The organism is Comamonas composti DSM 21721, assembly GCF_000429845.1.
In the GTDB taxonomy this organism is placed as follows: Bacteria; Pseudomonadota; Gammaproteobacteria; order Burkholderiales; family Burkholderiaceae_C; genus Comamonas; species Comamonas composti.
In genome coordinates, this window is record NZ_AUCQ01000002.1 from 205983 (window position 1) to 232304 (window position 26322).

Annotated in this window: 14 protein-coding genes; 9 read left to right on the top strand and 5 right to left on the bottom strand. The window is 67.4% G+C overall.

What is annotated here, in order from left to right; translation table 11 throughout:
* Window positions 1-39: 39 nt before the first annotated feature.
* Complete coding sequence (locus tag G486_RS0102690) at window positions 40-2946, bottom strand: Hsp70 family protein (RefSeq protein ID WP_027014143.1); 2907 nt, start codon at window positions 2944-2946, stop codon at window positions 40-42.
* Between the two features lie 348 nt (window positions 2947-3294).
* On the opposite strand from G486_RS0102690, the gene G486_RS0102695 reads away from it, so the two are divergent.
* From G486_RS0102695 to G486_RS0102715, 5 genes are all read left to right on the top strand, one after another.
* Window positions 3295-4845: a flavin monoamine oxidase family protein gene (locus G486_RS0102695; protein ID WP_245587224.1), complete on the top strand. Its 1551-nt coding sequence runs from the start codon at window positions 3295-3297 to the stop codon at window positions 4843-4845.
* A gap of 48 nt (window positions 4846-4893) precedes the next feature.
* A complete protein-coding gene (locus G486_RS0102700) occupies window positions 4894-5376 on the top strand; it encodes a c-type cytochrome (protein ID WP_084454994.1) in 483 nt (160 codons plus the stop codon).
* Window positions 5377-5441: 65 nt separating this feature from the next.
* The gene (locus tag G486_RS0102705; RefSeq protein ID WP_027014146.1) at window positions 5442-5975 is read left to right on the top strand and encodes a RidA family protein; all 534 of its coding nucleotides are present in this window, start codon (window positions 5442-5444) and stop codon (window positions 5973-5975) included.
* Between the two features lie 206 nt (window positions 5976-6181).
* Window positions 6182-6874 (top strand): FAD-dependent oxidoreductase, encoded by a 693-nt coding sequence (locus G486_RS24470; protein WP_084454995.1) that lies wholly within the window; start codon window positions 6182-6184, stop codon window positions 6872-6874.
* Between the two features lie 74 nt (window positions 6875-6948).
* Entirely contained in the window at window positions 6949-7968 is a 1020-nt protein-coding gene (locus G486_RS0102715) for a porin (protein ID WP_027014148.1), read from the top strand.
* A 48-nt stretch (window positions 7969-8016) separates the two neighbouring features.
* Here G486_RS0102715 and G486_RS0102720 read toward each other — a convergent pair whose 3' ends face one another.
* Together G486_RS0102720 and G486_RS0102725 are read right to left on the bottom strand one after the other, a co-directional pair.
* Window positions 8017-9894 carry an Hsp70 family protein gene (locus tag G486_RS0102720; RefSeq protein ID WP_027014149.1) on the bottom strand — a complete coding sequence of 626 codons (1878 nt, stop codon included), beginning with the start codon at window positions 9892-9894 and terminating at the stop codon, window positions 8017-8019.
* Window positions 9895-9896: 2 nt separating this feature from the next.
* Complete coding sequence (locus G486_RS0102725; protein ID WP_027014150.1) at window positions 9897-10556, bottom strand: DUF2760 domain-containing protein; 660 nt, start codon at window positions 10554-10556, stop codon at window positions 9897-9899.
* 256 nt (window positions 10557-10812) lie between these two features.
* On the opposite strand from G486_RS0102725, the gene G486_RS23905 reads away from it, so the two are divergent.
* The 3 genes from G486_RS23905 to G486_RS0102740 all read left to right on the top strand — a co-directional run bounded on the left by G486_RS23905 (window position 10813) and on the right by G486_RS0102740 (window position 12789).
* Window positions 10813-10983, top strand: coding sequence for a hypothetical protein (locus G486_RS23905; RefSeq protein WP_211233746.1), 171 nt, complete (start codon window positions 10813-10815; stop codon window positions 10981-10983).
* Window positions 10984-11124: 141 nt separating this feature from the next.
* Window positions 11125-11988: a hypothetical protein gene (locus G486_RS0102735; RefSeq protein ID WP_027014151.1), complete on the top strand. Its 864-nt coding sequence runs from the start codon at window positions 11125-11127 to the stop codon at window positions 11986-11988.
* Between the two features lie 96 nt (window positions 11989-12084).
* Entirely contained in the window at window positions 12085-12789 is a 705-nt protein-coding gene (locus G486_RS0102740) for a riboflavin synthase (RefSeq protein WP_027014152.1), read from the top strand.
* Between the two features lie 90 nt (window positions 12790-12879).
* Here the strand turns inward: G486_RS0102740 and G486_RS0102745 are convergent, their stop codons facing one another.
* Window positions 12880-15393, bottom strand: a complete 2514-nt coding sequence (locus tag G486_RS0102745; RefSeq protein ID WP_027014153.1) for a heavy metal translocating P-type ATPase — start codon at window positions 15391-15393, stop codon at window positions 12880-12882.
* 134 nt (window positions 15394-15527) lie between these two features.
* On the opposite strand from G486_RS0102745, the gene G486_RS21375 reads away from it, so the two are divergent.
* Window positions 15528-17462, top strand: a complete 1935-nt coding sequence (locus G486_RS21375; RefSeq protein ID WP_051303047.1) for a bifunctional metallophosphatase/5'-nucleotidase — start codon at window positions 15528-15530, stop codon at window positions 17460-17462.
* An 82-nt stretch (window positions 17463-17544) separates the two neighbouring features.
* Here G486_RS21375 and G486_RS23075 read toward each other — a convergent pair whose 3' ends face one another.
* A complete protein-coding gene (locus G486_RS23075; protein WP_156919861.1) occupies window positions 17545-26181 on the bottom strand; it encodes an Ig-like domain-containing protein in 8637 nt (2878 codons plus the stop codon).
* Window positions 26182-26322 lie beyond the last annotated feature (141 nt).

Consider the following 26322-nt stretch of genomic DNA (forward strand, 5'->3'; position numbering starts at 1 on the left):
CTTTGTTTTCAAACCGCTATGCCGGTGAGTCAACAGGTCTCACAACAACACCAGCCCCGGCGGCAGGCTATCGCCCAGGCTGCGTTTCTGGTCTTCGGCCTGCATCTCGACTACCTGTTCGACCATGGCGATCCAGCGCTCGGGGGCGCCCGAGATGCGCATTTTTTCCAGTACCCGGGCTCGAACCTCATAGTGCAGATCGCGTGCACGGTCACCGGTCATGCGCGCCATCTGCAGGGCCGCGAACATTGCGGTTTCATTCCTGCGCCAGTCCTGCTCCAGCGCGGCGTTCAGGAATTGCGCCACCGCGTCGGGCGGCATCACCAGATGGGCATTCGCCGCCAGCGGCTGGCGCGCGGCCAGCCGGCCCAGGGCCCACCAGGTCTGCTGGGTTTCATCGGGGCGCTTGAGGCGCTGCAGCATCCACTGGCCCATTTCCTCGCGGTATTGCCAGGGCACGGCCTCCATGGCCGCAAACAGGCGCAGCATGTCCTCGTAGCTGCCATGGCGGCTCTTGCCGCGCGTGTTCTGCTGCACGGCCTTTTGCATATGGCCGGCCACGTCTTCCAGCAGTTGCATCTGCTGGGCTTCATTCAGGCCTGCGGCCACGCGGCGCCAGAAGACCCACCACTCGGTCCAGTTGGCGGCCTCTTTGCCATGCGCCAGGCCTTGCGCATACAGGGCCCAGACCTGGTCCATGCGCCAGGCATCGAGCTCGGCGCCCAGGCCTGGGCGCAGACACCAGCCGGCGAGGTTCAGCCATACGCGCTCGTGCTCGGGCGTGCGCCTGCGGCGCTTGGCGCGCGCCAGCAAGGCATCGAACAGGGCGCGCAACCGGCCCAGCTCCCAGGCTTCGCGCGGGCCGAGGATTTTCTCCAGCGACTGGCGCAACTGACGCACCTCCTTGGGCTGGACTTCGCGCGCCTGGTTGCCAAAGATGTGCTCTATCAAATTCAGAGCTTGTACCGCTCGTCCCTCTTGGGTTTGAGCATTATTCATGGCTGAAACGCCCTCTTCACAAGCGCTAGCAGCTATTGAATTTTCAGCCTCAGTTGCAGCACCGGACTCGCCGCCAGCGCGTACCGCAAAGGCCAGCAGCCAGGTCTGGGCCTCATCCTCCTGCGACTGGCAGCGCACCTGCAGCGTGCCGAGCTCGCTCATGCAGGCCTGCAACTGCACCTCGACCTGGGAGGCTTGCCGGCCTTCGGGTGCGGGCAAGACCATGGACAAAGGTGGCAGTTCGACCCAGCCCTCGCCGTCGATCTCGGCCATCTGCCCGGCCTGGGCGCGCACATTCGCGCGGCTGTCGGCCAGCAGTACAAAGCGCACGGCCTGGCCCAGCCTGAGCGAAAAACGCCGGCCCGTCAGAGTGATGCGCACGCCCTCCTCGGTGCCGCGCGGCAGCAGGCAGATGGCCTGGGGCCGGGTGCCGCCCGCGCCCGGCAGCACCAGCCAGTAGCTGCGCGCCGAGCCGCCGCCTATGCGCGGCAGCACCGCCATGGCCGCTGGCCGGTCGGCCCCAGAGTCTGCAGTTTTGCGAGCCGCCTGGGCCGGTGCCTTTGAGGCAGCCTGGCTTTCCTGCCAGCGCGAGAGGCCGTGGGCCGCAGCACCGCGCGCCACGGCCCAGTCGGGATGGGGGTTGTGCAGCAGGCGCACGGGGCTGCCGCGCCACTGGCCGAGCTGCTCGGCCAATTGCGCGGCCAGTGCGTGCGCGTGGAAGACGCCGCCGTTGAGCAGCACGGTGTCCGGCAGGCCCGGCAGAGCGTCGCCATCGGCCTCCACGCCCTGCTGTGCAAGAAAGCGCGCCAGATGCCGCGTGATCGCCGCATCTGCGGGATAAGGCAGGCCCAGGCCGCGCAGGCCGCCCTGGCGTCTGGCGGGCAGCTCGTCCATGGCTGCGAGCGGCATAAAACCCTGGACCACGATCTCATGCACCCGGGCGCGCGTCAGCGGGGCCGAGCGCGTACGGGCCAGCAGGCGCGAGCCCGAGCCCAGCAAGGTCACTGCGACTTCCGGCGGTGCATCCTCGGCCAGCAATTGCTCCTTGGCCTGGCGGCAGCGCTGCACCAGCTCGGCAAAGCGCGCGGGCGGCAGGCGCTGGCCCTGATCGGCGAATTGCGGCTCCAGCGCATGAGCCAGGGCCAGGTCCATGTTGTCGCCGCCCAGCATCAGATGCTCGCCCACGGCCGTACGCGTCAGCTGGGGCAGGCCGCCAGCGCGCGCGGGATCTACCCTGATCAGCGTGAGGTCGGTAGTGCCGCCGCCCACGTCCACCACCAGCACCAGCCGGCTGCCCTCAAGCTGCGCGGCCAGGTCCCGGCCCTGCAGGACCAGCCAGTCATGAAAGGCGGCCTTGGGCTCTTCCAGCAGATGCGGCTGCGGCAGACCGGCCAGGGCTGCGGCTTCCAGCGTGAGCGCGCGCGCGCCTTCGTCGAACGAGGCGGGCACGGTCAGCACCAGCATCTGCGCGTGCAGCGGCGCCTCGGGGTGGAGCGCATCCCAGGCGGCCCTGACATGGGCCAGATACGAAGCCGAGGCCAGCAGCGGCGAGACCCTGCCCACCTCCTCGCCAGCCCCCCAGGGCAGTATCGGCGCCGTGCGGTCCACACCTGCATGCGACAGCCAGCTCTTGGCACTCACGACCAGCCGCTGCGGCACGCCCGCCCCGAGGTCGCGCGCCCAGCCGCCTATCACCGCAGGCGCCTGCCCGTCAGCGGCCAGTGGCGGCCAGGGCTCGCGCCAAGCCTCGCCGAGCTCTCCGGCCAGGGCCTGGTAGCGCGCCGAAGCCAGCATCGGCAGGGCCTGCAGCTCGCCCGCCGTACTGCGCTGGGGAATGGGCAGCAGCGCAATGTCTGCAGCACCGCCGCCCAGCGGGGCATAGGCTGCCACCGTGTGGCTGGTGCCCAGGTCTATGCCTATGACGTAGGTGGAGGACGAGGTTTCCATGAAGACCGCAAGCAAAGAAAGCAAACCGGCAATCCTACCCGCGCACCAGGAAGGCTCACAAAACCCGGCCCCCGGGCGAAACAGTGCATGCCCTGTTCCGTCTTGGTGCCAGCCCCCAAGAGCAAGGCCTTTCAACCTCGGCGCCTCTGGCCACAGCAGTGCGCCAGCGGGCGCAGGCCGGCATTCATGCGTGGCCCTGGCATCGATTGCCACAGCCTGGCACAGCAGTTGCAAGAAGGGCTTGCGCGCCACCTCGCAACCCTGTTGCGGCGCGACCATCCGACCTTCAAAAGCGACTTGTTCATGCCCACAGAAAAAGCACCTCTGACACGAAGAAGACTTCTTTCCATGATCGGCCAGACCGCCGGCGGCGCAGCCCTGTACCAGGCCATGTCCAGCCTCGGCCATGCGGCCGAATCCGGCTACCAGGGTCCGGCCCGGCTGAGTCGCGCCAGGCCCGGCGCCAGCGTGGTGGTTCTGGGCGCCGGCCTGGCCGGCATGCTGGCCGCCGTCGAGCTGCGCAATGCCGGCTACCAGGTCAGCGTGCTCGAATACCAGGGTCGCGCGGGCGGGCGCTGCTGGACGCTGCGCGGCGGCGACCGCTACACCGAGCTCGACGGCACCACACAGGACGTGGGCTTTGCCAAGGGCAACTACCTGAACCCCGGCCCCTGGCGCGTGCCACACCATCACCACGCCATGATGGATTTGTACCGCCGCTACGGCGTGCAGCTGGAGCCCTTCAACCAGGTCAACCACAGTGCCTATGTGCACCACAGCCAGGCCTTTGGGGGCAAGCCCCAGCGCTTTCACCACATCAGCAGCGATATGCGCGGCCATGTGACCGAGCTGCTGTCCAAGGCCACACGCCAGGGCGCACTCGACGAGGCCGTGACCACCGAGGACCGCGAGAAGCTGCTGGCCGGCCTGCAGTCCTGGGGTGCGCTGGACAAGGACTACCGCTACATCGCCAGCCTGCACAGCAGCGAATTCCGCGGCTTTGCACGCGCGCCGGGCGCGGGGCTGATGCCCCAGGCCCTGGCCTCCACCCCGATCGACCTGCACACCCTGCTGCAATCGAATCTGTGGAAACACATCGGCATGGAGAATATGCAGGAGTTCCAGACCACCATCTTCCAGCCCGTGGGCGGCATGGACATGCTGGCCCAGGCCATGGCGCGTGATCTCGGGCCCCTGATCCAGTACCACGCCAAGGTCAGCAAGGTGGAGCAAAGCGAAAACACCGTCACCGTGCACTACAGCGATGCACGCCGCCCGGGCAGCCTGCGCAAGCTCAGCGCCGACTGGTGCGTATGCACGATTCCGGCCTCCATCCTGAGCCAGATGGAGCTCCAGGTCGGCAGCGCCATGCGTGCCGGCATCGACAGCCTGCCCTATGCGAGCTCCAACAAGATCGGCCTGGAGTTCAAGCGCCGCTTCTGGGAAGAGGACGAGCGCATCTACGGCGGCATCAGCTATACCGACCTGCCGATCCGGCAAATCTCCTACCCCTCCACCGGCTATATGCGCCCCGGCCCCGCCGTGCTTCTGGGCGCCTACACCATGGAGGACAACGGCTCCTACCGCTTCGCCTCGCTCACGCCCAGGGAGCGCATACGCATGGCGCTGGAATACGGCAGCCAGATCCACCCGCAATACCTCAAGGAGTTCAAGACCGGCGTGGCCGTGGCCTGGCACCGCGTGCCCTGGATACAGGGCTGCTTCGGCGCCTGGAGCGATGCGCTGCGCGCACAGCACTACGAGGCCATGGCCCAGGTGGATGGCCGCATCGTGCTGGCTGGCGAGCACCTGTCCTATCTGCCAGCCTGGCAGGAAGGCGCGGTGCTGTCCTCGCTGGATGCCATACAGCGCCTGCACGCCAAGGCCCTCAGCGCCTGATACCGCGTCTGAGACACGCAGCCCTCTTGCATCTTCACGGAGTCCTTCATGCACACTTTTGTTTCCCGGGGCCTGGCCCTCGGCGGCCTGCTGCTGAGCAGCCTGTTTCACCCCGGCGCCATGGCTGCCAAGCCCGGCTCCACGCACGCCACGGGCAGCGCGGCCGAAGTCCTGGCCCTGAGCCCCGCCCAGGTCGCAGCCCTCAAGGCCGACTTTGCCAGCACGCCGCAACAGCTCGCCCAGCGCAGCGGCGAGCAGGTCTACCAATCCATCTGCCAGGGCTGCCACATGCCCAAAGCCCAGGGCAGCCAGGGCGCGGGCTTCTACCCGGCGCTGGCTGCCAATGCCAAGCTCACGGCTGCCGCCTACCCCGTGGCCGTGGTCATGAACGGTCTGCACGGCATGCCCGGCTTCGGCGGCCGCCTGAGCAACCAGGAAGTGGCCGAGGTCGTGAACTACGTGCGCAGCCATTTTGGCAACCGCTACACGGATGCGGTCAGCGCCAGCGACGTGCAGGCATTCCGCCCCTGATCCTCCCGGCCCTGCCTGGCCCTTCCGTCCATTCTTTTTCTTGTCATCCCATAAGGCTTTCACCCATGTCTCTACGCCCACCCTTACTGCTTGCCTGCCTGCTGACCTCCTTGGCTATGGCCGGCTGCGCCACCCATACGGGCGCCGCGCCCGCGCTCGTGCGCTACAAGATCCCCGGCAGCAACTTCCCCATCGCCAACGCCGTGGAAGTGCCAGCCGGCGCCGGCACGGTCTATCTGTCGGGCAAGACCGCCACGCTCAAGGACAAAAGCAAGTCCCCCACCGAGATTGCCGCCTACGGTGACACCGAGACGCAGACCGTCTCCGTGCTGCAGGCCATCGACGCCCAGCTCAAAGGCATGGGGCTTTCCATGTCCGACGTGGTCAAGATGCAGGCCTTTCTCGTCAAGGACCCGGCCAAGGGCGGGAAGATGGACTTTGCAGGCTTCATGAAGGGCTATAGCCAGTTCTTCGGCACGGCCACCCAGCCCAATCTGCCCTCGCGCTCCACGCTGGAGGTGGCCGCCCTGGCCAACCCGGCCCTGCTGGTGGAGATCGAGGTCATGGCCGTGCGCGGCGGCCAGTCGGTCAACCGGTAACCGCACGCGCCCTGCGGTCGAGCAAGCACAGCCGACGGCGGCACCGCTTGACCGGACTGGGGGCCGCGCACCGGTCTGCTGCATGCGGCCGCCCGGTGCGCGTCCTCCACACACTCTGCTATGGATAGCAGCCTGCGCGCTTAGCGCATGCGCTGCCGACTGGTTTCGTCTGCATATCTCTTGACTCAGAGAAAGCGAGCGTATCTATGTCAGCAGAAAAATCCGGGCTCACCCGACGTCAATTGCTTTCCATGATCGGCCAGATGGCTGGCGGATCGGCCATGTATCAGGCCATGTCCAGCCTCGGCCATGCCGCCGAATCCGTCCACCGCCCGCTGTCCGGGCTGGGAAAGGCCAGGCCCGGCGCCAGCGTGGTGGTTCTGGGCGCCGGCCTGGCCGGCATGCTGGCCGCCATCGAGCTGCGCCATGCGGGCTACCAGGTCCGTGTACTCGAATACCAGGACCGCGCAGGCGGGCGCTGCTGGACGCTGCGCGGCGGCGACCGGTTCACCGAACTCGACGGCACAACCCAGACCGTGGGCTTCGCCCCGGGCAACTACCTGAACCCCGGCCCCGGCGTGCTTCTGGGCGCCTATGCATTCGAGACCACGCATGCCTGCTACCTGACCTCGCTCACTCCCCAGGAGCGCATACGCCTGGCCCAGGTGGACGGCCGCATCGTGCTCGCAGGGGAATACCTGTCCGGCCTGGGCTGGCAGGAAAGTGCGGTGCTCTCGGCACTGGACGCCACCCGGCGCCTGCACGCTCGGCCTTCGAAGTCACAGCCCTGGCCAACCCGGCCCTGCTGGTGGAGATCGAAGTCCTCGCCGTGCGCAGGGCCAGGTCGGCAAGCAGATAGCCGTCACGCGCGGCGCTTGCCGCATCTCCGAAAGCCCTGACACCACGAGCCGCCAGGCGCGATGGCGCCTGCGCGCTTGCCTTGTCCCTGTTGGCTCACACACCGAACCACACCATGCGTATCAATACCCGTTTGATGATTGCCACGCTGGCCGCAGCGAGCAGCAGCCCTCTTTTTGCCCAAGGCAGCCTCTCCATCTACGGTCGCCTCAACACTTCGATAGAGCGCCAGACCGTGGGCGGCAACAGCGTGCTCGCCATGGTCAACAACAACTCCCGCATAGGCGTCAGAGGCAGCGAGCCCCTGGGCAATGGCCTGGAAGCGGGCTTTGCCCTGGAGGCCGGATTCCAGTCCGACAACGGCGCGGGCATGCAGGCCGATGGCGGCCTGGACTTCGGGCGCAGAAGCGAGGTCTATCTGGCCGGCGACTTCGGCAAGCTGCACCTGGGGCAGCTCAATGCGAGCTCCTATATGAACGTCGCCGATTACGGCGTTCTGGACCAGCCCAACCATGACACGGGCGCCGTATCCGATGCGCTCTACTACGTCGTCCTGGGCAGCGCCAATGCGATCTCCTACACCTCACCGGCCATGCACGGCCTGGTGATCCAGTCCGGGCTTGCGCTACATGAAAAAGAGCCCGGCGGCAGCCAGAAAAACAGCCATGTGGTTTCCGCCGACTGGGCGCTGGGCGCCGTGTCGCTGGGCGCCGGCTATTCACGCAACGCCGGCAGCAGGGAATGGGGTCTGCGTGTGCACTACACCATCGGCGAGTTCCAGATCGGCGCCTATGTACAGCATGCCAACGATGCGACAGGTTTTTTCTGCAACAACGGCGCCGCCGGATGCGGCAAGCGCAACAACGCGCGCGTGAGCGCCATGTACACCCTGGGCGCCACCGAGCTTGTCATAGGCTACGGCATGGCAGGCGCGTGGAGCCAGGTCGCCGACAGCCGCGCGCACCAGCTCATGCTGGGCTGCAACTACAAGCTGAGCATGCGCACCAAGCTCTATGCGATCTACACCAGGCTCAGCAACCAGGCCAACGTGAACTACGGCTACGGCTTCATCAACGCTGTGGCCTTTGGCCAGGACGCAAGCACGGTGAGCACGGGCCTGCGGCACGAGTTTTGAAGCCTTCCGTGCAGCTGCACGCCCTGCACCAAGCTGCGGCTCAGGCTTTCAGACAGTCAGGGCTTGCGGCTCTGCCGCGCCGGCTTCGGCGCGCACATCCAGCTCCACTTTCCAACGCTCGCTGCCACCCACGGGCACGGCATTGAGCTCCAGCGTACCGATATCGGTGACGCGGGCCACCAAGGTCACGGCCACCACCTCACCGGCAGCGCGGCCGGAGGCGGGCAGGTTCAGCTCAATCTCCTGCAGCTCGACCAGCTCTTCCGGGCCCCAGAAGTCCAGCATGGTGCCGACCGCATCGCTGCGGCGCACGCTGGAACCAAAAAAGCGCAGGCGTACCGGCTCGCCCACGACCAAGCCGAACGCTTGTGCATCCAGGGCCACTTCCGTGCCCTCTTCCATGCCAAAAGGTGCCAGGCACAGGGCCGAGATGGGGGGCTCCATGCCGGGGATGGCGGGCATATTGCTCTCCACGCCCACGTAGTAGCTTTGCGCCGTGCCGCCGCGTATGCGCATGCCACGGCCTGAGCCCGCAATATGGCCAAAGTAGGCCGCGCCACGGGCCACGGCCAGGTCCAGATTGGCGCCATCGAGCAGGCGGGCGGGCTCACAGGCCTCTGCGTCCAGCCAGCCGTTGATGACGTCCAGAATGCGCTGCTCGATCTGGGGCGCCTTGAGCACGCCGCCGTTGAACAGAATGGCCGTGGGGTGCAAAAAGGTGGAGCCTTCCACTTGGTCACCCTGCACGCCTTCAATCTCGGCCAGGGCGTTGACCTGGCGGGTCAGGAATGCGGCCAAATGGCGGGTGACGGCGGCATCCTGGGCATAGGGCAGGCCCAACTGCGTGAGCGCGCCACGGGCACGGGTTTGGGGCTTGTCGCTGACGGCCACCTTGGGGAAGAAGCCCTCCACCAGCATGGCCAGCACTTCATCGCGCGTAACTTCGGTGCGAATGCTGCCGCCAATCAACTTGCTGCCACGGCTGGGCACGACCACGGGCACGGACTGCAGCGTGGCATCGGCCAGCAGTTGCTCCTTGGCGGCGCGGCAGCCATGGGCCAGGGCGCGGGTCTGCCAGGCATCCAGTGGCTTGCCCTCTTGCGCCAGCTTGCGGGCCACGCCATAGGCCAGGGCCAGGTCCATATTGTCGCCACCCAAGAGGATGTGCTCGCCCACGGCAATGCGCTGCAGCTCCAGATTGCCGTCACGCTCCAGCACGGCAATCAGCGACAGGTCGGTGGTGCCACCGCCCACGTCCACCACCAGGATGATGTCGCCATGGCGGACCTGCTTGCGCCAGCCGCCGCCGCTGGCCTGGATCCAGCTGTACAGCGCGGCCTGGGGCTCCTCTAGGAGCGTAAGGTTGGCAAAGCCTGCGGCCTTGCAGGCCTCGGCCGTCAGCTCGCGCGCAGCGGGGTCGAACGATGCGGGAATGGTGACGGTGATGTCCTGCTCGGCAAACGGCGCCTCGGGATGGGCCTGCTCCCAGGCCCAGCGCAGATGCTGCAGATAGCGGGTGGATGCCGTGAGCGGCGAGATGCGGCTGAGTTCTTGCGGCGCATCGGCCGGCAAAATGCCGGCGCGGCGGTCCACGCCGGGGTGGCACAACCAGCTCTTGGCACTGCTGACCAAGCGAATGGGCGTGGCCGCGCCGCGTGCGCGGGCGAATTCGCCGGTGATGAAGTCTTGCGCAGCGGCGCCGGGCAGCGTGCGATCGGCCTCGCTCAGTTCGCTGTCATGCGGCAGATAGAGAAAAGACGGCAGCAGCGGCAAGGCCTGCACGCTGGCCGGTGCGGCGAGCTGGGGAATGGGCAGCACCTGCTGCTGCACCTGCTCGCCATCGCTGGCGGCCTTGTCCACATAAGACAGGGCACAGTGCGTGGTGCCCAGGTCGATACCAATGCTGAATTTGGCGTGCTGGTTCATGCTCACAGCTCCACCTCGGCCTGGGCCAGAATTGCAGCAGCCTTGGCATCGGTGAGCTGGGGCAGCTTCACTTCGCTGACCTGCCAGCCGCGATGGCCCAGGGTGCCGGTAAAGGGGGCCTGGCCCACCACATTGCCCGTCAGGCGCACGGCGGCGGCGTCAAAGCCGGCCTGCAGCGTGATGCGGCTGCCTTCGGCCTCGGTGCGCACGGGGGACATCGTGAAATGCGTGCCCAGCACCTTGCGGCAGCCTTGGTGCACCACGCGGGCAGCGGCGCCGATTTCGGCATCGGTATAAGGCGCCACCTCTTCCTGGATAAAGTCCACAAAGCGCGCCTCGCGCTGCAGCAGGCCCAGCAGTTGCAGGGCGGCGGTGTCGGTGGCGACTTCCACGGTCTTCTCGACCCGTTTCTCCACGGGCTTCTCCACCACCTTCTCGACGATTTTCTCGACCGGTACTTCCACGCGGACTTCGACGATCTTCTCGATGATTTTTTCCACCGGCACTTCCACACGCTGCGGCGGAACGTCGGCGGCCAGCGGCTCACCGCCACGCAGACGCACGACGCCGCCTGCCAGTTGACCATTGCCCAGGATGGCAAAGAAGCTGCCGATCGCAATCGCGATGCGGCTCAGGAATGAGGGAGGGGTGTTTTGGCTCATGGGATAGGGGTTTGCAGTCGCCCCGAACGGCGTCCGCAGAAAACATGAAGCAGGCCTGGCGCTGGCCGGATCCAGGAACGTGAATCCGGGCCTGAGGCACGGAGGCCCGATGCGCGCGCCCGCAAGGCTGCCGATGTTACCGAAGAAAGAAGCCAGGTCTTGTTTCAGGGACACCGGGCCATGGCCCCGGCCTGATCGCGGAGGCATTCACGGCGGCTCGCGTCATAATTGCGGCCTGCAAATCCCATCCATGTCCATGCAACGCCCCGTCCTTCCCTTCAGTCTGCGCCGCACCGCCTTTGCCGTGCCGCAAGCCTGTGGCCGGGCGGTGCGCATGCAGCGCACGCTGCGCCATGGGGTGCCTACCGTCTTCGTCAGCCTCAGTGGCGTCACGGCCATGCTTTCCGCCGCCGTGCGGGCGGCATAAGGCAACAGCCCTCCCCCGTACGGCCTTCAAGCACACAGCAGCTCAGCGCTGGCCCCAAGGCCTGACCACGTGCGACGTGGCAACCGACCCCGGCCCTGCCTGCAGCCTGCTTTCGGCAACCGGCATCGCGGAGATCGGGTCATGGAAATGGAACTCACACAGAATTTTTTGCGCGGCAAAAACCCCTGCGCCATGGGTTACCGCTGGTTTGTGCGCAACAAGCTCGGCGGCGGCGACTACCAGAACGCCATGGACACCCAGGTCGCGGCGGGCCGCGTGGAGGATGCGCGCTGGCTGCTGCAGAACTTCGGCTCCACGCATTCCGTGCTGGAGCTCGATCACCTGGAGGCCGACAACCTGGTGTTTGCGGGCACGCTCATCGTGCATGGCGATGTGCGTGTGGCCGGCCAGTTGCTCGTGGGGCGCAGCCTGCAGACGGGCGGCGGCATACGCGCAGGCCGTATCGAGGTCGGCGAGGACATCCAAAGCGGCGGTGCCATCTTCTGCGAGGAGTTGCTGCAGGCCGGCGGCAGCATCAAGGCCGCCTGGAGCGTCGAGGCCCAGGGCGACATACAGGCCCAGGAGATGCGTACGGGCTGGGAGCTGCGCTGCCAGGGCGATGTGGGCATCAAGGACAGTGCCCAGATCGGCCGCGAGGTCGAGATCCAGGGCAGCCTGCGCTGCGGCAAGAGCCTGCGCGCGGGCGAGCGCATCAGCGTGCAAGGCCTGCTCGACGTAGGCCATGGCCTGGCCGCGAATGACCATATCCACGGCGGCAATCACATACAGGCGGGCTGGGGCATCAAGTCCATGGGCGATATCCAGGCGGCCTGCAGCATACGCGCGGGCGAGACCCTGCAGGCCGAAGGGGACATCGTGGCCGGCGAAGGCTATGGCATTTATGCCGGCATGAATGTGCAGATGCAGGCCTGGGAAGATTGTGCCTGGGTACGCGCCAGAACCAGGCCCGAGGGCTTGATCAGCGGGTTCTGGTCCGCCCCCTGACGCACCTCAGGCCTCTGTCCATTGCGCAGCTCCCGCCTCATGCGCTGCAAGGCACAATAGTGCGTTTCGACAAATATTGGCAGAGGAAAGCTCTACGTGTTCACCGGCATCATCCAGGCCGTGGCAAGCATTGCCGCGCTGCGCGACCAGGACGGTCTGCGCACCTTCACCATGGAATTCCCCGCAGGCTTTTGCGACGAGCTGGCGATTGGCGCCAGCGTCTCGCATGATGGCGTCTGCCTGACGGTGACCGAGCTGCTCTCGCCCACCCAGGCCAGCTTTGATGTGATGCTGCAAAGCCTCAACATCACCACTCTGGGGAGCTACCAGGTCGGCGGCCGCATGAATGTGGAGCGGGCCGCCAAGGACGGCGCCGAGATTGGCGGCCATCCGCTGTCCGGCCATGTGGACTTCACCGCGCCGGTACTCGACATCATGGCCACGGAGACCAACTACAAAATCCGCTTCGGCATCCCGGAAGGCTTTCGCCACTACGTGTTTGCCAAGGGCTATATCGCCATCAACGGCGCCAGCCTCACGGTCTCGGAAGTGGACCGCCAGGCCGGCTGGTTCGAGGTCTGGCTCATCCCCGAAACCCGGCGCATGACGGTGTTCGAAGACAAGCAGGTGGGCGATCTGGTGAACATCGAGATCGACCGCAGCACCCAGGTGGTGGTGGACACGGTGCGCGAGACCGTGCAAGCCAGCCTGGGCCGCTTGCAGCCCGTTCTCGAAGCCCTGCTCAAGGAGAAGGGCCTGAGTCTGGATGACTTCGTCGACGTGCCACAGCTGCCGCACTGAAAAAGAGGAGCTGCAACCGCTTGATAGACATGGATCTCATAGAGTTTTTACTCTGAAATCCACATACATCCAGCGCTAGCAGCTCCTGATTCAGGAGTTTTTACCCGCCTCCAACGGCGGCACAAAACGCTTGAGCCGCAGCGCGTTGGACAGCACAAACACGCTGGACAGCGCCATGGCACCGGCTGCAAACACCGGCGACAGCAGCATGCCGTTGACAGGGTAGAGCAGGCCTGCGGCCACGGGGATCAGCGCCACGTTGTAGGCAAAGGCCCAGAACAGGTTCTGCCCGATATTCGCCATGGTGGCCTTGGACAGGGCAATCGCATTGGGCACGCCCCCCAGGTCGCCCGACATCAGCACCACATCGGCGGCCTCGATGGCGATGTCCGTGCCCGTGCCAATGGCCAGGCCCACATCGGCTTCGGCCAGGGCCGGGGCGTCGTTGATGCCGTCGCCCACATAGGCCAGCACGCCGTACTGTGCTTTCAGGCGCTGGACCGCATCCACCTTGCCGCCGGGCAGTACCTCGGCCACCACTTCGTCAATGCCCAGCTGGCGCGCAATGGCCTGGGCCGTGTGCTGGTTGTCGCCAGTGATCATGGCCACCTTCAGGCCCAGGGCATGCAGGGCCTGGATGGCGGCCGGTGTGCTTTCTTTGATGGGGTCGGCCACGGCAATCATGGCGGCCAGGCGGCCGTCCAGGGCGGCAAACAACGGCGTCTTGCCCTCATTGCCCAGGCGTGCGGCTTCCGCCGCCAGCCCTTCCACGGAAAGGCCCAGCTCACGCATAAAACGGTCGGCACCGATTTCCACCTTGACCCCGTCGACCTCGGCGCGCACGCCAAAGCCGGTGACAGACTCGAAATGCCCCACCTGGGCCTGGCTCAGGCCTTCGGCCTTGGCGGCATCGACAATGGCGCGGGCAATCGGGTGCTCGGACAAGGCCTCCACCGCAGCCACCAGCGTCAGCACGCGGGCACGCTCGCCCTCGAAGCCGGAGGCCAGCACCAGGTCGGTGAGCTCGGGTCGGCCCAGGGTCAGGGTGCCGGTCTTGTCCACGGCCACCACCTGGGCATCCTTGAGCTGCTGCAAGGCCTCACCCTTGCGCAGCAGCACCCCCATTTGCGCGGCGCGGCCCGTGCCCACCATGATGGAGGTGGGCGTGGCCAGGCCCATGGCGCAGGGGCAGGCAATGATGAGAACGGCCACGGCATTCACCAGGGCAAAGCTTAAAGCGGGGTCCGGGCCAAAGAATAGCCAGATGCCAAAGGTGAGGGCCGCCACCGTCATCACGGCCGGCACAAACCACATGGTGATCTTGTCCACCAGGGCCTGTATGGGCAGCTTGCTGCCCTGTGCCTGCTCCACCATGCGAATGATTTGTGCCAGCAGCGTGTCGCCGCCCACCTTGGTGGCGCGGAACACCAGGGCGCCGTTCTGGTTCACCGTGCCGCCGACCAGCTCGCTGCCCTCGGTTTTTTCCACGGGCACGGGCTCGCCGCTGATCATGGACTCATCGACAAAGCTGCGGCCTTCGACCACCTCGCCATCAACGGGAATACGCTCGCCGGGCCGCACCTCGATCAGCTCACCGCTGCGCACAGCGGCAATATCCACCTCGACCAGTTCAGCGCCCCGGCGCACGCGCGCCGTCTTGGCCTGCAGCTGCACCAGGCGGCGTATGGCTTCCGAGGTATTGCCCTTGGCACGGGCCTCCATGAAGCGGCCCAGCAAAATCAAGGCCACGATGACGGCCGCCGCCTCGTAGTACACGTTCACGGTGCCGGCAGGCAGCAGCTGAGGCACAAAGGTGGCTACCAGCGAATAGGTGAAGGCCGCCGAGGTGCCCACCGCTACCAGCGAATTCATATCGGGCGCGCCGCGCAGCAGGGCCGGAATGCCTTTTTGGAAAAAGCGCAGCCCCGGGCCAAACAGCACGATGGCGGCCAGCACACATTGCAGATACCAGCTGTTTTGCGTGCCCATGGTCTGGCCCACCCAATGGTGGAAAGCCGGCACCATATGGCCGCCCATTTCCAGCACAAACACCGGCAGGGCAAACACCGTGGCCACGATGAGGGAGCGCTGGAGTGCCTCGCGCTCCTGGGCCTGGCGTTCGGCCATGGCGTCCTGCTCGAAGCCCTGGGCCTGGGAGGCACCGGCATCCACCTGCCTGGCTTCATAGCCGGCTTTCTCCACGGCGGCCACTAGGTGCGGTAGCTGATCCTGCGCCTGGCCTGTGAGCACCACCAAAGCACGCTCGGTGGCCAGGTTGACGCTGGCCGACTGCACGCCCGCCACTTTTTTGAGTGCCCGCTCCACCCGGCCCACGCAGGAAGCACAGGTCATGCCCTGCACCACCAGCTCCACCCGGGTTTGCGGCACTTCGTAGCCGGCCTTCTCAATGGCGGCGATGGCCGCGGGAATATCGGGCACGCCTTCAAAGCGGATGCTGGCCTTTTCGGTGGCCAGGTTGACCTGGGCCTCCTGCACACCGGGCAGCTTTTTCAGGACACGCTCCACACGCCCCACGCAGGAAGCGCAGGTCATGCCTTGCACGGACAGGTCCACAGCCATGGACGATGGATTGGATGCACTCATTGCCGATTCCTCATCACGAATGCCTGCACTGTAAAGATTGCCATGGTGTCAAGGTCAAGCCAGGGTTTCATTCACATGTCATACAAGCCCACCAAGATCCCGGCCGTTCCCCTTGAACAGAAAGAATCTTGCCCATGCCTGCCTGCGGACCCGGCCCTTTTCCTCGACCTAAGCCCCTTGTCCTCCCGCTCACGGCTCTTGCCCTGGCTGCCCTGCTCGCCGGCTGCGGCGGGAGTGGTGACGACGACAGCCTCGTGCCGCCGCCCACGCCCCAGGCGCTGGAGCTCAGCATTTTGCACATCAACGACCACCACTCCACGCTGGAGTCCAAGGCCAAGACCCTGACGCTCGATGCGGGCAGCGGCCAGCCCGAGGCCGTGAGCGTGGACGCCGCCGGCTTTGCGCGCGTGACCCAGGCCATGGAGGAGCTCGCGGCCCGGTCGCCCAACGTGCTCAAGCTGCATGCAGGCGATGCGCTCACGGGCACGCTGTACTTCAACCGCGCGGGCGCCGATGGCGAAGCCGATGCCGCGCTCATGAACACCGTGTGCTTCGATGCCTTCACGCTGGGCAACCACGAGTTCGACAAGGGCGATGCCGGTCTCAAGTCCTTCATAGACCGCCTGCACCAGGGCAGTTGCAAGACCCCCGTGCTCAGCGCCAACGTGAAGTTCGGCGCCAGCTCGGCGCTCAACCCCGCCAAGGCTCCCGGCTATGTGAAGGCGTCCACGGTGCTGGAGCGCGGCGGCCAGAAGATCGGCCTCATCGGTCTCACGATCGCGAGCAAGACCAAGAACAGCTCCAGCCCCGATGCCGACACCACGTTCGAGGACGAGACCACGGCGGCCCAGCGCGAGATCGATGCGCTGCGCGCCCAGGGCATCAACAAGATCATCGTCATGAGCCATGTGGGCTATGAGTACGACCGCCAGATCGCGGCCAAGCTCAGCGGCGTGGACGTGATCGTGGGCGGCGATTCGCATAGCCTGCTGGGCCCCGACACACTCCAGACCACGGGCGTGGGCACGCCCGTGGGCAGCTATCCCACGCGCCTCACGGACAAGGATGGCAGCCCGGTGTGCGTGGTCCAGGCCTGGGAGTACGCGCAGATCGTGGGCGAGCTCAAGGTCAAGTTCGACGCCCAGGGCAAGGTCACCGAATGCACGGGCACGCCCCATGTGCTGATAGGCGACAGCTTCAGCATGGGCGGCAAGCCGGCCACCGAGGCCCAGCAGGCCGCGCTCACAAGCAGTGCCGCTGCCACGGGCTTTTTGCGCATCACCCAGCCCTCGGCCAGGGCCGAGTCCGTGCTCTCGCCCTTCAAGGACAAGGTGGCCGCCTTCGGCCTCACCCAGGTCGCCATGGTGCCGCAGGAGCTGTGCTCGCGCCGCGTGCCCGGCGGGCCGGGCTCGATCAACTACGGCCAGTCCAGCGCGGCCTGCAATGCCGAGGCCAGCGTGGATGTGCGCGGCGGCGACATCCAGCAGCTCGTGGCCCAGGCCTATCTGGAAGAAGCCAATCTGCACTACGGCGGCGCCGACATCTCGCTGCAAAGCGGCGGCGGCGTGCGCATCCCGCTGCTGGGCCAGACCACGGCCGCCCAGGTAATCCAGGTCCTGCCGTTCGGCAACAAGCTGTTCCGCCTGGACATCACGGGCCAGGAGGTCAAGAGCATGCTCGAAGACGGGCTGCAGGCCGTGTTCGGCCCCTCGGGCACCACCGGCCCCTATCCTTATACGGGCGGACTGCGCTTCGACGTGAACGCGGCGGCAGCGGCCGGCCAGCGCGTCTCGGGCGTGGAAGTCTATGACCAGGCCGCCAAGCAGTGGCTGCCGCTGGATCCGGCGCGCAGCTACAAGCTCTTCGTGCTGAGCTTCAACGCCACGGGCGGCGACGGCTACAAGACCCTGGCCGCCGTGCCCGATGCACGCCGCATGGATATCGGCGTGCTCGATGCCGATGTGTTCCTCAACTACATAGAGCGCCAGCCCCTGGACGCGGCCACCGGCCTGCCCCGGCTCTCGCGCCTGGACCTGGACTGGTACAGCACGCGCAGCTTCAAAAACTGAAGCGCGTACCGCACGCCACGTCAAGGAAAATGACGCTTTCCAGGCTGAAACTCTTACCTGGAAAGCGCATCCAGCTATCAATTCAAAAGGGCGCGCGCAGCCCCAGGGACAGACTGCGGCTGTGGCTGCCCGGCGCGCGGTTGAAGCTCAGCTCCAGGAACAGCTCCACGCCGCTGCGGGTCTGCAGGCGCGCACCCAGCCCCAGGGTCCAGCGGCCCGTGTGCACGCGGCCCGAGTCCAGCGCATAGGCAGGCCCGAGGTCGGCAAGATCGGCATAGGCGAGGCGGGCCTGCTCGTCACGCTGTCCTGCATGGGTGTATTCGACGCGAACCTGGGGCATGAGCCTGCCCCAGGCCAGCGCATAAGCGCCCTCGCCGCGCAGGCCCAGAACGCCATTGCGGGCGCTGGACTGCTGCGCGTAATAGCTCAGGGCCTGGAGCGCGGGCGCCGACTCGCTGTACGCGTCCAGCGTGACCCGCACCACCTCAAGGCGCAGATAGGGCGACCACATCCAGGACGGCTGCCGCCACTCCATGCCCGCAACAATGGCGCCCAGCGCCAGACGGCCCTGGCGCGAGCCCCTGGCCAGGTCGGCCGTGTTCGAGAGATGGCGCATGGCGTCGAAGTCCAGGCGGCCATAGCCGAGCACCCCGTCCACGAACACGCGCTGATACGGACGCAGGCTTGCGTAAAGCATGGCGGTCACGCTGTCTGCCGTGCTCTTGCTGCCGTTCACGCCGACCAGGGTGCTGTCCCGGCCCAGGCCCAGGCCCAGGCCCAGGCTTGCCAGTTCGTTCACGCGCCAGTCGGCGCCCGCACTGATGCCGCTGGTCGTGAAGCGGTATTGCGTCTCCACACCGCGCACCGCTTCGCGCCCGTAGTCGATGGCTCCGCCCACCCAGAACGCCAGCGCCTGCCGCGCAGCACCCGCGCCCGGCTCGCCGCCCGGCAAATCCGGCAGGTCTGCGCGCGGCGGCTGGGCGCTGCCGGCAGCACCCTTGCCCGTGCCGGCCCTGAGGCTGGTCTCGCGCATGCCATCCAGAGGCCAGCGCCCGAGCACGCGGTCTGCAGGCCCGGGCTCGCTGCCCGCATTCAACCTCAGGCCGAAGTTCGAACGCCCCCAGCCATCGGCATGCAGGCTTTCCAGGCGCTGGGAAAAAATCGAGATCTGGGTCGAGGCAAAGCGGTGCGCGCTATTGATCTGCGCGGCGATCAGGCCCGTCACCTCGGCATCCGTGCTCGGGTCGGCGCGCGGGGCCACCTGTACCAGGACTTGTCCGGGGGCCGAAGTCCCCGAGGCATTGCTCAAGGTATAGGCGATCACGGCCGTGCCGCTGAAGGCCCGCCCGCTGGTAAAGCTCAGCAGGAAGGCGGGCTGCGCGCCCGTAGACGGGGATGCCTGCTGCATGCGGGCCTCGCCGGCATCCGCAGGGCTGACGGACAGCACGCTGCCCCCCGTGAACGGACTGCCCGTAGCGCCAGCCGTCACATCCAGCTCCAGGCTGCCGTTGGCCGCCAGCGCCTGCGTAAAGTTCGGGGCCACGGGCGCAGCCTGGGTCACGGTCAGCGTGTAGTTGAGCACCAGGCCCGCACCCCAGACATCCTGCACCGCAATGCCGAAGGCAAAGCTGCCGGCGCTCTGGGCCTGGGGCGTTCCCTGCAGGCGCCCGCTGGCCGACAGGCTCAAGCCCTCAGGCAGGGCGCCGCTGCTCAAGGCAAAGACATAGGGGGCGGCTCCGCCGCTGACCACCAGCGTCTGGGCGTAGGCCAGGCCTTCGGCCGCATCCGGCAGACGGCCCGCAGCCGGCACGGCGGCCAGCACGGGCGCAGCCACGCTGACCGTGACCAGGGCAGCGGCCGACACGCCTGCGGCATTGGCAGCCGTATAGGCAAACGTGTCCGTGCCCGAAAAACCGGCCGCAGGCGTATAGGTGAGCGTGGTGCCGCTGGCCACGGCCAGGCCATGGGCGGCCTGGCTGGCCACGGCCACGCTGCTGGCGGCGCCGCCCGTGATTTTCAGGGCGATCAGATTGGCCTGGCTGTTGGCAGCCACGCTGGCGCTCACGGCATGGGCCTGCGGTGCATCGACCACCACCGGCTGCTCATAGAGCTGAGGCTCGACCGTCAGCGCATAGGAGCGGCTGCCCACAGCGCCGTAAATGTCCAGGGCCTGGACCGTGAAGCTGAAGACGCCGCTCAGTTGCGGTGTCCCGCCGATGCTGCCCGAGGCGCCGAGCACCAGTCCCGCAGGCAGGCTGCCCGAGATGATCGAATACACATAGGGCCCAGTGCCCAGGCTGGCGCTCAGGGTCTGGCCATAGGCCCCGCCATCGCCTGCAGGCAGGCTTGCAGGCGCAATCGACAGGGTGGGCGGCAAGACCATGAGCGTCACCGTGGCCGCCGCCGATGTGCCTGCGGCATTGGTGGCCGCATAGGTAAACGCATCCGCGCCCGAATAACCGGCTGCGGGCGTATAGCGAATGCCCGCGCCGCTGGCCGTGGCCGTGCCATGCGCGGCCTGGCTCACCAGGGTCACGCTGTCGGCCGTGGCCCGGGTGATGTTCAGCGCCACCGCATTCGCGCTGCTGTTGGCCTGCACCGTGGCCGAGACATCGTTGGCCACGGGCGCCGGCAGGACGCTGCTCAGCGTATAGGCCTGGCTGCCCATGGCGCCCAGGCTGTCGGCCACCTGTAGCGTGAAGCTGAAGCTGCCGCTGGCCGTGGGCGTGCCGCTAAGGCTGCCGTCGCTGCCCAGGCTCAGCCCCGGGGGCAGGCTGCCCGCACCCATGGTGTAGACGTAGGGCGGCGTGCCCTGGCTCGCAACCAGACCCTGGCTGTAGGCCCGGCCCACGGTCGCCGCCGCGAGGCTGGCCGGCGCAATGCCCAGCACGGATGCCGCGACCTGGATGGTCACCGTGGCAATCGCCGAGACCCCGCCCGCATTCGAGACCGTATAGCTGAACACATCCTGGCCCGAGTAGCCGCTCAGCGGCGTATAACGGATGCTGGTGCCGCTGACCGTGACCGTGCCATGCGCGGCCTGGGTCACCAGGGCCACGCTGCTCACCACGCCTGCGCTGACGTTCAGCGCCACCGGATTGTCCGCACTGTTGGCCGCGACCTGCAGGATGGTCAGGCCTGCCACGGGGGGCGGAATCGCCGCGACCTGCAGCGCATAGTCCTGCGAGCCGGTCGCGCCATAGCGGTCACTGGCCTGTACCGTGAAGCTGGAGAGGCCCGTCGCCAACGGCGTGCCCATGATCTGCGCGGTGGTCGCGTTGAACGTCAGGCCCGCCGGCAGGCTTCCCGCGCTGATCGCATAGGCATAGGGAGGTGTGCCCTGGCTCGCGCTCAGGCCCTGGCTGTAGGCCGTGGCGGCCATGCCCTGGGGCAGAGTGGCGGGAGAGATGAGCAGCACGGGGGCGGTGACGGTCAGCGCCACGGTGGCCGCAGCCGAGGTGCCGCTGGCATTGGTTGCGGTATAGCCGAAGCTGTCCGTGCCCGAATAGCCTGCCGCAGGCGTGTAGCTGATGGCCGTGCCGCTGGCCGTGGCCGTGCCATGCGCGGGAGGGCTGCTCACCGCCACGCTGCTCGCCGCCCCCCCGCCCAGGCTCAGACCGATGCCGTTGGCCTGGCTGTTGGCCGCCACCGTGGCCGCTGCATTGCCGGCGCTGGGCGGCTGCACCGCAATGGCCAGCGTATAGGACTGCAGGCCCGTGGCCTGGTGCGCATCCGAGACCTGCACCGCAAAGCTGAACGAGCCCCCTGCCGCGGGGGTTCCGCTGATGCTGCCGCCCGTGCCCAGGCTCAGGCCTGGGGGCAGGCTGCCCGAACTCAGGGCATAGGCATAGGGAGCGGTTCCCAGGCTCGCCCCCAGGCTTTGGGCATAGGCCGTGCCCACCACGCCTGCGGGCAGGCCCGCGGGCGCAATGCTCAGAATGGGTTCGCTCACCGTGATCGTGACCGTGGCCGGGCTGGAGCTGCCGCCCGCATTGCTGGCCGCATAGGTGAAGCTGTCCGTGCCCGAATAACCTGGCGCAGGCGTATAGCTGATGCCGCTGCCGACGGCCGTGGCCGTGCCATGCGCGGCCTGCTCAATCACGGCCACGCTGCTCGCAGCCCCTCTGGTGATGTTCAGCGCAATGGCATTGCCTGCGCTGTTGGCCGCCACCGTGGCCGAGACAGCATTCGCCACGGGGGCCGGCACGGATACGGTCAGCGTATAGACCTGCGTGCCTGTGGCACCGTTGCTGTCCGTGACCTGCACCGTGAAGCTGAAGAGACCGCTGGCCGTGGCCGTGCCCGTGATCTGCCCGGTGCCGGTGCCCAGCGCCAGACCTGCAGGCAGGGCACCCGCACTGATCGCATAGCCATAAGGCGCCATGCCCTGACTGGCCGTCAAGGCCTGGCTGTAGGCCAGGCCCACGGTCGCCGCAGCCAGGCTCGCCGGCGCGAGGACCAACGCGGGAGCCTTGACGGTCACGCTCACCGTGGCCGGGCTGGAGCTGCCGCTCGCATTGCTCGCGCTATAGGCAAAGCTGTCCTGGCCCGAGTAGCCTGGGGCAGGCGTGTAGCTGATGCTGGAGCCGCTGGCCGTGGCCGTTCCGTGTGTGGCCTGGCTGGTCACGGCCACACCGGTGACCGAGCCCGTGGTGCTCAGCGCGATCGGATTGCCCGTGCTGTTCGCGTCGACCTGGTCCAGGCTCGCTGTTGCCACGGGCAGCTGCACCGCAATGGCCAGCGTATAGGAGCGCGTCCCGGTGGCGCCATAGCTGTCGCTCGCCTGTACCGAAAAGCCGAAGACGCCGCTGGCCGTGGGCGTGCCGCTGATGCCGCCCGCCGCATCCAGCACCAGGCCCGCCGGCAGGCTGCCCGCATCCAGCACATAGCCATAGGGCGCCGTGCCCAGGCTGGCCGTCAGGCTCTGTGCGTAGGCCGTGCCCACCATGCCCGGAACCAGGCTGGCCGGCGCAATCGCCAGGGTGGAGGTGGTGACGACGACCGTCACCACGGCGGCCGCCGAGGTGCCGCTCGCATTGCTGGCCGTGTAGGCAAAGCTGTCCTGGCCCGAATAGCCTGCAACAGGCGTGTAGCTGATGCTGCTGCCGCTGGCCGTGGCCGTGCCATGCGCGGCCTGGCTGGCCACGGCCACGCTGCTCGCAGCGGCTCGGGTGATGTTGAGCGCAATGGGATTGGCGCTGCTGTTGGCCGCCACCGTGGCCGATACGGGATTCGCCACGGGCGCGGGCACGGCCACGGACAGCTGATAGGCCTGAAGCCCGGTGGCGCCGTAGCTGTCGCTGGCCTGGACCGTGAAGCTGAACATCCCGCTGCCCGAGGGCGCGCCCGAGATCTGCCCCGTTGCCGCGCCGAACGTCAGTCCCGGCGGCAGGGCTCCGGCACTGATGGCATAGCCATAGGGCGGCGTGCCCAGACTCGCGGCCAGGGTCTGGCTGTAGGCCGTACCGACCATGCCTGCCGCAAGACTGGCCGGCGACAGGGCCAGGGTGGGCGCCGTCACCGTCAGCGCCACCGCAGCCGGGCTGGACATGCCGCTGGCATTGGTCGCGCCATAGGTAAAGCTGTCGCTGCCCGAATAGCCGGCCATGGGCGTATAGCTGATGGTGCTGCCGCTGGCCGTGGCCGTGCCATGCGCGGCCTGGCTGAGCACGGCCACGCTGTTGACCGTGCCTGTCATGTCCAGCGCAATCGCATTGCCTGTGCTGTTGGCCGCCACGCTGGCCGTCACCGCATGGGCCACGGGCAGTGGCACGGCAATCGCCAGCGTATAGGCCTGGGAGCCGGTTGCGCCCAGACTGTCCGTGGCCTGCACCGTAAAGCCGAAGGAGCCGCCTGCCGAGGGCGTGCCGCCCAGCACGCCCGCGCTGCTCAGGCTCAGCCCGCCGGGCAGGCTTCCCGCGCTCAGGGCATAGGTATAGGGCGCCGTTCCCAGGCTGGCCACAAGGCTTTGCGTATAGGGCGTGCCCGCCATGCCCGGGGACAGGCTGGCCGGCGCAATGCCCAGCAGGGGCTCGGTGACCGTAATCGTCACCGTGGCCGGGCTGGAGCTGCCGCTGGCATTGCTCGCCGCATAGGTGAAGCTGTCCGCGCCCGAATAGCCTGCCGCAGGCGTGTAGCTGATGCTGCTGCCGCTGGCCGTGGCCAGGCCATGGGCTGCCTGGCCGACCACGGCCACACTGCTGGCCGTGGCTCGGGTGATGTTGAGCACGATGGCGCTGGCCGCACTGTTGGCGGCCACCGTGGCCGAGACGGCATTCGCCACAGGCACGGGCACGGTAATGCTCAGGACATAGGTCTGCGAGCCCGTGGCACCGTAGCTGTCCGTGACCTGCACCGTGAAGCTGAACGAGCCGCTGGCCGTGGGCGTGCCGCCAAGACTGCCGTCGCTGCCCAGGCTGATGCCGGCGGGCAGGCTGCCGGCGCTGATCGCATAGGCATAGGGCGCCGTCCCCTGCGTGGCCGCCAGCGTCTGACTGTAGGCCGTGCCCTGCACCCCGGCCGGCAGGCTGCTCGCAGCCAACACCAGGTTGGGCGCCTGCACGATCACCGTGACCGTGGAGATGTTCGAGGTGCCGCCCGCATTCGAGGCCGCATAGCTGAAGCTGTCGCTGCCCGAAAAGCCGGCGGCAGGCATGTAGCTGATGCCTACCCCGCTGACCGTGGCCGTGCCATGCGCGGCCTGCGCAACCACGGACACGCTGGTGGCCGCACCGCCGCTGATGTCCAGCGCCACCGGACTCGGGCTGCTGTTGGCCGCCACCGTGAGGCCTGAAGCATTGGTCACGGGCACGGGGATGGCCGCGATCTGCAGCGCATAGCCTTGCGTGCCGGTTGCGCCATAGCGGTCGGTGGCCTGCACCGTGAAGCCGAAAGAGCCACTGCCCGAGGGCGTGCCCGTGATCTGCCCGGTGGATGCATCCAGCACCAGCCCCGAAGCCAAGCTCCCCTGGCTGATCACATAGCTGTAGGCAGGCGTTCCCAGGCTGGCCGCCAGGCTCTGGCTGTAGGCCGCGCCCACCATGCCCGCAGGCAGGCTCGCAGGCGCCAGCGCCAGCACAGGAGCCGAGACCGTGACCGCCACCGTGGCCGGGCTGGAGCTGCCGCTGGCATTGCTCGCGGTATAGGTGAACGCATCCGCTCCCGAATAGCCGGCTGTGGGCGTGTAGCTGATGCCGCTGCCGCTGGCCGTGGCCGTGCCATGCGCGGGCTGGCTGGCCACGGCCACGCTGCTGACGGGGCCGGCAATGCTCAGGTCCATGGCATTCGCCGCGCTGTTGGCAGCCACCGTGGCCCACACATTGCCGGCCACGGGCATTTGCACCGCGACCAGCAGCGCATAGGGCTGGGCGCCTGCAGCGCCATAAACGTCCCTGGCCTGCACCGTGAAGCTGAACGAGCCGCTGGCCGTGGGCGTGCCGCTGATGCTGCCGGAGCTGCTCAGGCTCAGCCCGTCGGGCAGGCTGCCGGAGAGGATGGAATAGCTGTAGGGCGCGCCTCCTAGGCTGGCCGCCAGGGTCTGCGCATAGGCCGCGCCCACCATGGCCGATGGCAGGCTCGCAGGCTCGATGTCCAGCACCGCCGCAGTCACCGTGACCGTCACCGTGGCCGGGCTGGAGGTTCCGCCCGCATTGCTGGCCGTATAGCTGAAGCTGTCCGTGCCCGAAAAACCCGGGGCAGGCGTGTAGACGATGGCCGTACCGCTGGCCGTGGCCGTGCCCTGCGCGGCCTGCTGGGCCACGGCCACGCTGCTGGCCGCTCCCCCCGCCAGATTCAGCGGCACCGGATTTGCACTGCTGTTGGCCGCCACACTCATGCTTGCAGGATTGGCCACAGGCAGCGCCATGGGGGCGATCTGCAGCACATAGCTCTGGGTGCCCGTGGCCCCATAGGCATCGCTGGCCTGCACCGTGAAGCTGAAATCTCCGCTGGCCGTGGGCGTTCCGCTCAGGTTGCCGGTGCTGCCCAGCGCCAGCCCCGCAGGCAGGCTCCCGGCGCTGATGGCATAGGAATAAGGCGCTGTGCCCAGGCTGGCGCCCAGGGCCTGCTCATAGGCCGTGCCCTGGGTGCCTGCGGGCAGGCTGGCCGGCGTGATGCCCAGCGTGGGCGGCGTGACCGTGATCGTGGCCGTGGCCGCCGAGGAGCTGCCGCCCACATTGCTCGCGGTATAGGTGAACGCATCCGTGCCCGAAAAGCCCGCTGCGGGCGTATAGGTGATCGCCGTACCGCTGGCCGTAGCCGTTCCAGAGGCCGCCGGGCTGGCCACCGCCACGCTGGTGACGATGCCCGATGTACCCAGCGCAATGGCATTCGCATTGCTGTTGGCAGCCACCGTGGCGTTGACGGCGGCCGCCGTGGGCGGCGGCGGCAGCGTGACCGTGATGTTGGCCGTGTACGAGGTGGCATTCAGCAGGCTGGTGCCCAGCCTCGGGGTGCTGATCACATAGACGAACTTGTCCGTGCCTGTATATCCGGTGGTCGGCGTATAGAAGACGCTGTAGCCCACGATCGTGGCCTTCCCGTTGGAGGCCTGGCTGGAGATGGAAGCCCCTTTTTCGGTACCGTTCTGGGCGTAGATGCTGTTGTTGCTGCTATTGGTGTAGACGGTGTAGCTGGCCCCTGCAGCAGGGCCGGAAAAGAACGCAATGCACAAGCCCATCAACCATGCGCCAACTTGATGAAAGTGTCGCAGCATAGACATGGGAACTGGTGGAGAGCGGGGTCCTGAAAGATCCGTCTATGGGGGTTCCTCGTCTGCGAATCCTATTCCAATCGGGCCAGGATTTTTTCGTTCGCAAGCTCAAAGTGGGCCTATTCCAGGCCCGGCCTGCGCCCAGGCGCG